Below are 10,418 nucleotides of genomic sequence, written 5' to 3' on the forward strand. Positions count from 1 at the left end.
TAATCTGATGGTTGTCTAGATACAGTGTTGTCAGATTGGTGAGCGAGCCGAGGATGCTGATGTCGGTAATTTGATTGTTGATGAGATACAATGTTGTCAGATTGGTGAGCGAGCCGAGGATGCTGATGTCGGTAATTTGATTGCGCCAGAGATCCAGTGTTGTCAGATTGGTGAGCGAGCCGAGGATGCTGATGTCGGTAATTTGATTGTTGCTGAGATTGAGTGTTGTCAGATTGGTGAGCGAGCCGAGGATGCTGATGTCGGTAATTTGATTGTTGCTGAGATTGAGTGTTGTCAGATTAGTGAGCGAGCCGAGGATGCTGATGTCGGTAATTTGATTGTTGCTGAGAGACAGTGTGGTCAGATTGGTGAGCGAGCCGAGGGAGCTGAAGTCGGTAATTCGCTTGCCCCTGAGAGACAGTGTGGTCAGATTGTTGAGCGAGCCCAGGAAGCTGATGTCGGTAATTTCATAGCAGTCGAGAGACAGTGTGGTCAGATTGGTGAGCGAGCCGAAGAAGCTGAAGTCGGTATTTTGATTGCCCCTGAGAGACAGTGTTGTCAGATTGGTGAGCGAGCCGAGGAAGCTGAAGTCGGTAATTTCATAGCAGTCGAGAGACAGTGTGGTCAGATTGGTGAGCGAGCCGAGGGAGCTGAGGTCGGTATTTTGATTGCTGCCGAGAGACAGGGATGTCATGCTTGAAAGTATCTGCTCCGCTGCTTGTGCGTCATCAGTGCCAGCCTTTTCTAACAACACTTTAACTGTGTGCCTTGCCTCTTCTGAAAGCCTGTCAATATGCCTGCACCAGTCCGCAAAGCGACTAAAACTCATTGGCTCGTTTGATGGTTTTTCTGACATAAAACACTCCAAGATGGGGAATGGGGCATCGGGAATGGGGAATGGGAATACCGTTAACTGTTGACTTCGCCTGCTGCTACTTGCAAATCGATGTCATTGACTGCTATATGGCGATCGAATTGTTTCGCGCTCCCGCGAGTTTCTATTGCTAGTTGTTGTGCCATGTTTTGAGGGGTGAGAGAATTTTTATCGGTGCATCTGTGGCATGAACATGACTATAGTTATTTCCTCCCTTTTGCATAATTCTCCGAGCGTATTATGGCTGGTGCAATGAGAAGTTGTTGGGTGATGGTGCGATCGCACTTTTAGGGTAGTTTATCGCGTAGTAAAAGCCAAGTGTTGAGTTTTTCATCTAAAACATATTTATCACTATCAGAAAGTGCTGCAATAACTTTCAATCGATTTTTAAGTTTTCTTAACTCGCGAATTTCTGCAATAGGTAGCGTTTGCCAATTAGCAGCCTTTTTTTCGACATCTTCCTGCGACTCTTTGATGTTATCCCAAAACCATTCTAAAATTAAGTTAACATCGAGAACAGCACGATCGGAAATTACTTCCTGTTTTTCTATCATCGCAGCCCGCAACATCATTGAGGAAATCGTAAAAGACTCACCACTACCTGGTTTTTTCCGATCGGCATCACCGGCCTTGCGATCGTAAATTGCGATCGCGACTTCTGCCCATTTGCGATCGCACAAACCGGAACCATTTTCACCTTTTCGAGCCTTAGCCGAGGCAACATCGGCTAATAATAGCCAGTTAAACCCTTGTGGTTCGGTGGTTTGACCTGAAAATATGTTGTTCGCCCAAATCAGTACAGATTCGGCATTTTGTTCGAGAATGCGATCGAGGGATATTGTCGTAGGAGATTGAGTCATAATTTATCTACTCCACATATTCGATATCAGCATTATTTGTATCAACTCCTTGCTGCCTAAAGGCTGCAATTCCTAGTTCTAAGCTCTCTGAATTGGGTCTAAAATGCCCGCTATGATTGCTGATTGTTAGCAAAATATACAAACCGTTGGTGCCGACTATCTCGGCTTCTCCCGCCGCCAAAACAGGCTGACCGCGAGTTATAACCGTATGGTAAATTTCATTGTTAACATCTAAAAATTTCGGAATTATAAGGAGTTCTAGGTTGGTTGTCACTGCCCATTTGACAGTACCTTCATTAATTATATCGTCAAATCCTGCTTCTCCCACTTTAATGGGTCTGATACCTAACTCATCTGCCGATCGAATTTCATCATTTAGCGTCGCGGGGGACTGATTGGAAAAGCGAGGGCTAGGAACATTATTTGAAAATGATTGTGTCACAACAGAATTTAACGAGAATCAAATTTACAGTCAAATATGATTCTATCACTTCAAATCTTCCAGCTTAATCCGAGGATCGACAGCTTTCAGCAGCAAATCCGCCAACAAATTCCCCACAATCAACATCGCAGCACCCATCATCAAACTAGCCATTACTAAATACAAATCTTGATTGTTCACCGCCTCCAAAGTCAGCTTTCCCAAACCCGGCCAATTAAAGAAAAATTCCGCAATAAACGCACCGCTCAACAAACTAGCAAACTCAAAACCCAATAGCGTAATCAACGGATTAACTGCATTCCGCAAAGCATGAATGTAAATTACTCGATCGTCCGGCAAACCTTTCGCGCGTGCTGTGCGGATGTAATCTTGACGCAGCACGTCCAACAATTGTCCCCGCATCAATCTTTGCAAACCAGCAAAACCAGTAACGCTGAGGGCGACTGTTGGCAAAATTAAGTGCCAGCCGTAATCGAGGATTTGACCCCACCAAGGTAAGTCTGCATGGTCAATGCTTGTCATTCCTCCGACGGGAAACAGAGGCGAAGTATTCTGAGCAAAAAATAGCAGCAGCAACGCTGTGATAAAGCTCGGAAATCCTTGTCCGGTGTAGCTGACTACTTGCAGAACTCGATCGACTGTGCGGTTTTGATTGACGGCGGCGACTATTCCCAAAGGAATGGCGATCGCCCAAGTTACAATCAAAGATGCGATCGCCATTAATAGCGTCGCCGGTACCCGTTCCCACAGCAGCGAAGCTACGGATCGCTGATACACAAAACTCGTGCCAAAATTCCCCCGCGTCACAATTTGTTGCAGCCACAGCCAATACTGCACAATAGCTGGTTTATCTAAGCCGAACTGCTGTTCGAGTTGCTTGAGCGTTTCCGGCGAAATCTTCGGATTTTGGCTCAATGTATCCAAGTAATTTCCCGGTGCTAGCTCAATAATTGCAAAACAAAGCATCGATGCCAAAAATAGCGTTAAAAGTGCCTGCAACAGTCGCTTGAAAACATAAGTAAATGTCTCGCTGCTAAACAGAGAACTCAACATTCGCCAATTTCGATTCAATTTAATAGAAGTCATAGGATTTTAGATTTTAGATTTTAGATTTTAGATTTGAAGAATTGTGAATGATATTAATTCTGGTTGCATCGGAATGATTTAACCACAGAGAACGCAGAGATCGCAGAGAAAGAGAAGAGAGAGATTAATAATTCCGATGCAAAGGTCAAGGCTATTATTTGTCAGTAGTTTTTACTCAGCAGTCAACTGTCAACCGTCAACAGTCAACTTTCAGCAGTCAACTGTCAACTGTCAACTGTCAACTGCCAACACTTAACTAACTAATATTCAACTAGCGTGACGATCGGCACATCGGGCAATTTCTGCCTGCCGCCCAAGCCCTGCAATTCAATGATAAAAGCAAAACCGACAAGCTCGCAGCCAGCTTGCTCTAACAATTTAGCCGTCGCTGCTGCGGTTCCGCCAGTGGCGATTAAATCGTCCACAATCAGCACCCGGCTGCCGGATGTCATCGCATCTCGGTGCATCTCTAGTCGATCGACACCGTACTCCAACTCATACTCAGCAAAATGAACCGCACCTGGCAGTTTCCCTGGTTTGCGGACAGGAATAAAGCCTATTCCCATTTTATAAGCCAACGGCGCGCCAAAGATGAAGCCCCGCGATTCCATGCCCACCACATAGTCAACAGACATTGCAGAGCATTTTTCCGCTAAGCTGTCAATGGTGTAGGTGAGCCCTTGCGGGTCGCGCAGCAAAGTTGTAATGTCTCGAAACAGAATTCCCGGCTTCGGGAAATCAGGAATGTCGCGAATCAGAGATTTGAGATCCATAAGCTTGCAGATCGGCGTTGAGGGTAACGTGGCATCAAAAATGCTACAATGATAACGTCAAAATTGAAAAATTAAAAAATAAAAATTAAAACTAAGAGCTTTTTTAATTTTTATTCTTTAATTGCTTAATCCTTTACGTACTATGTAAACAAATGTCATAATTCCCTAACAACAGGGTTGAATATCACGATTTGTCGCCCTATGATCTAAAGTCAAAAATCTAATATCTAAAATCCAATGATTAAATTGGCAGCACGAGTGGGTGAGGTTTCTCCTTCTATAACCTTGGCGATCGCCGCTAAGGCTAAAGCCATGAAGGCCGAAGGGATTGATGTCTGTAGTTTGAGCACGGGAGAACCCGACTTTGATACTCCCGAACACATTAAAGCAGCGGCAAAACAAGCTTTAGACGCGGGGAAGACTAAGTATGGCCCTGTGGCTGGGGAACCGCAGTTGAAAGCTGCGATCGCCCGCAAACTCCGCGATGACAATAATCTCAACTATCAACCGGAAAATATCATTGTCACCAACGGCGGCAAACATTCCCTCTACAATCTGATGATGGCTCTGATCGAGCCTGGAGAGGAAGTAATTATTCCGGCTCCCTACTGGCTAAGCTACCCAGAAATGGTGAAACTCGCTAGCGGCAAGCCAGTAATTGTACGGACTGATGCTTCTACAGGATATAAAATTACACCGGAACAACTGAGTAAAGCGATTACTCCCAAAACCAAGTTATTTGTACTGAATTCGCCTTCTAACCCGACGGGAATGGTGTATACTCCGGCGGAAATCAAAGCACTGGCCGAGGTGATAGTCGATCGAGATATTTTAGTCGTTGCTGACGAGATTTACGAAAAAATTATATATGACGGCGCCCAACACGTCAGCATCGGTTCCCTAGGCAAAGAAATATTCGATCGCACCCTGATCAGCAGCGGTTTTGCTAAAGCTTACTCGATGACAGGCTGGCGAGTCGGTTATTTGGCCGGGCCGATCGAATTAATCAAAGCCACGAACACCATTCAAGGTCACAGTACCTCAAACGTGTGTACCTTTGCACAGTACGGCGCGATCGCAGCTTTGGAAAGCAGCCAAGAATCTGTCGAAACAATGCGTCTAGCTTTTGCCGAAAGGCGTCAGGTAATATTTGAATTACTCGATGCTATCCCTGGAATTAGCTGTATTAAACCCGACGGTGCTTTCTATATGTTTGTCAACATTAGCAAGACTGGCATGAATTCTTTGGAATTTTGCGACGCTTTCTTAGAACAGCAGCAGGTAGCAGTTATTCCGGGGATTGCTTTTGGTGCAGACGACCACATTCGCTTGTCTTACGCCACCGATTTAGGCACAATTAAAAAAGCCGTAGAAAGGCTCGATAAATTTGTCCGCAGTATCTAAAAATTAGTCTGTTGACTGTTGACTGTTGACTGTTAACGGTTCACTGTTAACGGTTGACTGTTAACTGTTAACTGTTCACAACTGACAACCAACAACTGACAACCAACAACTGACAACCAACAACTGACAACTGACAACCAACAACTGACTAATAACTAAAGCTGTTTAGTCATAATCTCTTTGAGCAAATCCAGCCCCTTCTTAACTCGCCGAGAAACAGTCACCGCACTGATACCCAAGCGTTCAGCGGTTTCCTTCTGGGTCAAATCGTAGAGAAAAACAAACTCCAATATCTCGCGAGTCCGTTGTTCCAACATAGCCAAAGCTTGCTGTACGCGGATTTGATCCTCTTGCGCCAACTGAAAACTCCGATACTTGCTATCGGGCACCAATTCTCCCAGACAAGTCGCCCCCTCATCTTCATCTTGCATCGGCGCGTCCAAACTCAGAGGCGATCTGTTGAGATGGGCCAACTTAATTTCTTGCCATTCTTGTACAGAAACCTCAAGGGCTGCTGCTACTTCAGCATCCGTAGGTTTGCGGTTTAACTGCACCTGCAAATCCTTAATCGCGGCTACAGATTTGCGTTCCACGGACTGCCAGTGGCGGGGAAATCGCACAGAAGGGCTTTTGTCGCGCAAGTAGTGTTGAATTTCGCCCCGTATGTAGGGAATTGCAAAGGAACTAAAAGCGTGTCCCTTGGCGATCTCAAACCGCTCGATCGCCCTGATCAACCCAATACATCCGACTTGCAGCAAATCGTCGTAGCTTTCACCGCACTGGTTGATCCAGTGGTAAACTTCTTTTCTGACCAGTCCAATATTCAGTTTAACTAACTGATTGCGGATTTCATTCGATCCCGAAAGTTGGTACTCGCGCAACAATTGCAAATTTTCGCTTTTTAGCTCGTTCGGCACTGTGGTAGACATGGTGACATAAGGGTTGGTAGAGCAGAGGACTGAGGTTGCTTTAGATCTAGCTTCTAATCTAGTCTAAAAAAATTCACTTTTAGGTAGTGTAATCCTAGCACTTAATCGGTGTGATAGCGGACACACCAGTTGAGTTTTCGGTACCTGAACGGATTTAGCGGGATTCTCCGAAGTTTTTCGGCATCAGGCAGACTTTTACCAGGTAGAAGGCCTTCGACCGAATACCCAATTTAAGCAGCTTTTTTGAAAAATATATTATAAGCTGAAAACCCTGTGAATACAATACTTTAATTAATAAAAAATCCCAACTTCATAACTTGCGAATGACCACAATTCAATCATACATTTAGTCATTAGTCAACAGTCCTAAGTTATATTGCTCAAGACTGTTGGCTAATGAAGGGCGAGCAGGAGCTTTACTGCCAGAAACTGCTCAAGTTCGATCGATCCAGAAAGCCAATTTTACGATACAGAAGGCTCAATGCGAGCGTAAAACAAACCCCGAATTTTCACGTCCAGAGCCGGTCTAGCTCCCAAATCAGTATCAGAAGGCTGCGTGCTCTCAAAAATCCCGCCCACTTCGCCAGTGGCGCTGTTGACTTTAGCAACTTGGAGAGAAATTTTGCCGGCCTTAGTGCGAGTGTCAGCAACCTTAACATTAGCCCGCACCCGTTTGGAATTGTCACTAGCCGGAAGCGCTACAGCATTGTCGTAGCCAGTCGATACCCCGCGAGCTTTAGGGTCTAAAAAGCCTGCGCTGCGGTAAGAAGGAACGTTAAACTCCCCTCTCAAATCGGTGGAAGTATTGATAGCAACCACTCCCGGTTCGGAACTTGCCACTAGCTGTTTAATGGTAAACAAGAAAGGTACTTGCTCTCCGCCCGGTAACTGAATCGTAATAGCTTGAAAATCCAAGCCGTCTTCTTCTTTGAAAGTCAGAGTTCCGTCTGTACCGACCTTGAGCGTACCTTGAACTTGGTCAATGCTCGACGTGAACCGGGTCAGCAATTTACCAGGCACAAATTCCGCTTCTTGGCGTTTGTTTGCTGGTTCTTCCTTCACAAAATAAGTTGTGGGCTGCAAACACAAACCAGTAAGTTTATAGGTGGCGCCCGCTTCGATGGGGATCGATCCCCGAGAAGTTTCTGCCAAGCTAGGGCAGTTATTAGCCAAGCCAGTACCTCTAATCTCGTCGTAGGTGAGCAACTCAGTAGTCGCCACCGTCGTGTCAGAAGCAGAAGAACAAGCAACCAGCGCACTCATGCAAAATGCTAAAAGTGCAACAATTAAAGCACGATATTTCATTGCAAACCTCAATATCCAACATCGGATTATATTAAGAAAAAGCCCTACTTCGAGCAAAATATAATTGCCCGCCGGCAGGCTAGGCCAGCGCTTAGGGCAGCATTTAGATCCAGATCGCTCGCTTCACCGAGACCGGCATTGACTCAGAAAATCAAGCTAGTGCGCCGTGAAAATAAGCATGAACTTATGATTTCTCAATCATGTTCGGATCGCAGCCCAATACACATGGTACGACGGGTTGTGCTCTTTTCCTGACTTGGACTGCAAATTAATATTGCTTAAGTCAACCTACTTAAGTTACTTTGCTTATGACCCCGAATGGCGATCGCGACTAGCTCGATTAGTCGGTTGACCAAAAGGCTGGGGACAAAGGCCTTGTAGATTTCAAAGGAAGCAGCAGTATGGACAACGGCAAAGATTTAGAGTCAGAAAAGTTGCAGTCTCAAATGCACTCGCTGACAGAGGCGATTCGGACTTTAGCCGAAAGTTGTCAGGGAGACAGTCTGCTGCTTTTGGCCCTGCTGCGGAGCCTGGAAGCTTCGCACCGGGAAATTCGGGACGGTTTGTTTCAAGCGTCTTTTCCCGACAACCGCCAAGCACTTTACAAACTGCTCAGGAATATTGAAGCCAATGGCGGCTGGCCTTACATCCACCGCATGAAACTTCGATCGCTCTTGGGGTACAGCCAACAATTATCTCCTCTAGAAGATTCTCCAGCCGAGTCGCCACAAGACTCGGCCGAAACTCCCCAAGACGTTAAATAGTTATGAGTGATGAGTTTAGTGAGTTTTACATTAACTCATAACTCATCACTGACCGGCGCGATCGCACCTAGAACCCGTAAGGTGTAGGAGGTAAGGGTCTCTCGTTCGGCACCGTCGGGAATATCGGCGTCTGACCCGGTGGCATTGGCCATAGTCCGGGCATCGGGGGGATCGAACTAATTGATAGCAGAGGCGAATCAGGCACGCTAACTGTCGGCGGAATCGGAATTCTCGAAGCAGTCGGCGTCGGAGTCGGAGTCGGTGCTGCTGTGGGAGTCGGCGTCGGTGCTGCTGTGGGAGTCGGAGTCGGTGCTGCTGTGGGAGTCGGCGTCGGTGCTGCTGTGGGAGTTGGAGTTGGAGTCGGAGTTGGAGTTGGAGTTGGAGTCGGAGTTGGAGTCGGAGTTGGAGTTGGAGTTGGAGTCGGAGTTGGAGTTGGAGTCGGAGGCGGAGTTGGAGTCGGAGGCGGAGTTGGAGTCGGAGTCGGAGTTAGAGTTGGAGCATCAGTTGCAGCCGCAGTTGCAGCCCCAGTTATATCTGTAGTTGTGGTTGTAACTGTGGTTGTAACTGTAGTCCTAGTTGGTCTGGGAGTAGCCGTCCCAGTCACAGCGATAAAATCATTGGCCTCGATCAGCGCCGCCGGAGTATCGATCAAAATTGCTAAAAGCTTGCCGTCGAGCGTCGTAATTACTGTATCCCTGACATTTGCACCGTTACCTTGCCGAACTTGCAGTTGAGCGAAAGATAAATTGCTCGGCAGTCCAAAGAAATCCTCTGTGTCATTGTAATCAGTAATTAAAGCCAGACTGCCCGGCCCGGCTCCCAATCCAAAGACATCGCTGCCACTGCCGCCAGTCAGAGTATCCGAACCCTCGCCTCCGATTAAAGAATCATTACCCTCTGCCCCAAATAAATTGTCATTGCCGAAACCTCCCAAAATAGTATCGTCGCCGATACCTCCAGCCAAGGAGTCATCGCCAAAACCGCCGTCGATACCATCATTACCTTTGCCGCCAAACAGGAAGTCATTGCCTTCATCTCCCAGTACCGAGTCGTCGGCTTCATCGCCGCGAAGCGTATCGGAACCGATGCCGCCAAAAACTGTATCGTCAGCCTTGCCGCCGAATATCTGGTCATTACCAGCGTCTCCCAAGAGCGAATCGTTGGCGGCATTGCCGTACAAAGTGTCGTCGCCGTCGCTGGCACTCAAGTAATCGTTGCCATCACCGCCCAACAGTTGATCCCTGCCACTACCGCCGTTGAGAGAATCGTTCCCAAAATTCCCGTAGAGAAAGTCATCATCAGCATTCCCGAACACGGAATCGTCCCCGTCATTCCCTGTGAGGGTGTCGTTGCCAGTACCGCCGGCAATCACATCAAAGCCTGCGTTCCCACTAACTAAGTCGTCCCCTGCATCTCCCAACACGCTGTCTATCCCGTCGTTGCCGTCGAGGATGTCGTTGCCCAAACCGCCACGAATCGAGTCGTCGCCGTTGCCGCCGGAAGCAGAATCGCGGCCTTGGTTGCCAATAAGTTCGTCATTTCCTTCACCGCCAATCAGCGAATCTGCTCCGTCACCTCCAAGAAGCTGGTCGTTGCCACCGTCGCCCTCTAGGGTGTCATCTCCTCCCCCACCCAGAGGCGTGTCATCGCCATCTAAGCCGCGAATTCGATCGCCCAGCGGAGTCCCTAGAATAAAGTCGTTGCTGTCTGTGCCGATCAGGTTTGCCATACGGGATACACCGGTCCTCAATAAAATAAATTGTTTGAAATTAGGTTAATCGCCTTCGTGACAAGGGATTGCTGCTTGCCTAGGTTAGCATAATTGAGATTTTGGCAATCTGGCGCAGGGGCGCTGGAAGTTTGGCCCGTGTCCGCAGTTGCGATCGGGGCTGGTATAATGCCCGATTAGTCATTAGTCATTAGTCATTAGTCATTAGTCATTAGTCATTAGTCATTAGTCATTAGTCATTAGTCATTAGTC

General features: G+C 47.1%; 10 protein-coding genes and 1 pseudogene. 2 read left to right on the forward strand and 9 right to left on the reverse strand.

The window, feature by feature from the left end; translation table 11 throughout:
- The 6 genes and pseudogenes from QUA16_RS11245 to QUA16_RS11270 form a co-directional block, all read right to left on the reverse strand.
- Window positions 1–856 (reverse strand): leucine-rich repeat domain-containing protein (locus tag QUA16_RS11245; RefSeq protein ID WP_333181135.1); only part of this gene is annotated, 856 nt, incomplete at its 3' end.
- A gap of 62 nt (window positions 857–918) precedes the next feature.
- Window positions 919–1,020, reverse strand: a pseudogene (locus QUA16_RS11250) (ABC transporter ATP-binding protein); the annotation flags it as partial.
- Window positions 1,021–1,161: 141 nt separating this feature from the next.
- Window positions 1,162–1,734, reverse strand: coding sequence for a hypothetical protein (locus QUA16_RS11255; RefSeq protein ID WP_333108843.1), 573 nt, complete (start codon window positions 1,732–1,734; stop codon window positions 1,162–1,164).
- Between the two features lie 7 nt (window positions 1,735–1,741).
- Window positions 1,742–2,176, reverse strand: coding sequence for a hypothetical protein (locus QUA16_RS11260; RefSeq protein ID WP_333108845.1), 435 nt, complete (start codon window positions 2,174–2,176; stop codon window positions 1,742–1,744).
- A gap of 45 nt (window positions 2,177–2,221) precedes the next feature.
- Complete coding sequence (locus QUA16_RS11265) at window positions 2,222–3,262, reverse strand: ABC transporter permease (RefSeq protein ID WP_333181136.1); 1,041 nt, start codon at window positions 3,260–3,262, stop codon at window positions 2,222–2,224.
- Between the two features lie 260 nt (window positions 3,263–3,522).
- Window positions 3,523–4,035, reverse strand: coding sequence for an adenine phosphoribosyltransferase (locus QUA16_RS11270; protein ID WP_333108848.1), 513 nt, complete (start codon window positions 4,033–4,035; stop codon window positions 3,523–3,525).
- Window positions 4,036–4,272: 237 nt separating this feature from the next.
- On the opposite strand from QUA16_RS11270, the gene QUA16_RS11275 reads away from it, so the two are divergent.
- Window positions 4,273–5,439: a pyridoxal phosphate-dependent aminotransferase gene (locus tag QUA16_RS11275; RefSeq protein ID WP_333108850.1), complete on the forward strand. Its 1,167-nt coding sequence runs from the start codon at window positions 4,273–4,275 to the stop codon at window positions 5,437–5,439.
- A 155-nt stretch (window positions 5,440–5,594) separates the two neighbouring features.
- Here QUA16_RS11275 and QUA16_RS11280 read toward each other — a convergent pair whose 3' ends face one another.
- On the reverse strand, window positions 5,595–6,368 hold the full coding sequence (locus QUA16_RS11280; protein ID WP_333108853.1) for an RNA polymerase sigma factor SigF: 774 nt from the start codon (window positions 6,366–6,368) through the stop codon (window positions 5,595–5,597).
- A 462-nt stretch (window positions 6,369–6,830) separates the two neighbouring features.
- Window positions 6,831–7,673, reverse strand: a complete 843-nt coding sequence (locus QUA16_RS11285) for a photosystem II manganese-stabilizing polypeptide (RefSeq protein WP_333108854.1) — start codon at window positions 7,671–7,673, stop codon at window positions 6,831–6,833.
- Window positions 7,674–8,074: 401 nt separating this feature from the next.
- On the opposite strand from QUA16_RS11285, the gene QUA16_RS11290 reads away from it, so the two are divergent.
- A complete protein-coding gene (locus QUA16_RS11290) occupies window positions 8,075–8,437 on the forward strand; it encodes a hypothetical protein (protein ID WP_333108855.1) in 363 nt (120 codons plus the stop codon).
- A gap of 67 nt (window positions 8,438–8,504) precedes the next feature.
- Here the strand turns inward: QUA16_RS11290 and QUA16_RS11295 are convergent, their stop codons facing one another.
- On the reverse strand, window positions 8,505–10,166 hold the full coding sequence (locus QUA16_RS11295) for a calcium-binding protein (protein ID WP_333108856.1): 1,662 nt from the start codon (window positions 10,164–10,166) through the stop codon (window positions 8,505–8,507).
- Between the last annotated feature and the right edge of the window lie 252 nt (window positions 10,167–10,418).

Source organism: Microcoleus sp. S13_C3, assembly GCF_036700905.1.
Lineage (GTDB): Bacteria > Cyanobacteriota > Cyanobacteriia > Cyanobacteriales > Microcoleaceae > Microcoleus.

Bases quoted from the DNA above. Each gene is read 5' to 3' on its own strand.
- QUA16_RS11255 (WP_333108843.1), bottom strand. From the start codon at position 1,734: ATGACTCAATCTCCTACGACAATATCCCTCGATCGCATTCTCGAACAA.
- QUA16_RS11265 (WP_333181136.1), bottom strand. From the start codon at position 3,262: ATGACTTCTATTAAATTGAATCGAAATTGGCGAATGTTGAGTTCTCTG.
- QUA16_RS11270 (WP_333108848.1), bottom strand. From the start codon at position 4,035: ATGGATCTCAAATCTCTGATTCGCGACATTCCTGATTTCCCGAAGCCG.
- QUA16_RS11275 (WP_333108850.1), top strand. From the start codon at position 4,273: ATGATTAAATTGGCAGCACGAGTGGGTGAGGTTTCTCCTTCTATAACC.
- QUA16_RS11280 (WP_333108853.1), bottom strand. From the start codon at position 6,368: ATGTCTACCACAGTGCCGAACGAGCTAAAAAGCGAAAATTTGCAATTG.
- QUA16_RS11285 (WP_333108854.1), bottom strand. From the start codon at position 7,673: ATGAAATATCGTGCTTTAATTGTTGCACTTTTAGCATTTTGCATGAGT.
- QUA16_RS11290 (WP_333108855.1), top strand. From the start codon at position 8,075: ATGGACAACGGCAAAGATTTAGAGTCAGAAAAGTTGCAGTCTCAAATG.
- QUA16_RS11295 (WP_333108856.1), bottom strand. From the start codon at position 10,166: ATGGCAAACCTGATCGGCACAGACAGCAACGACTTTATTCTAGGGACT.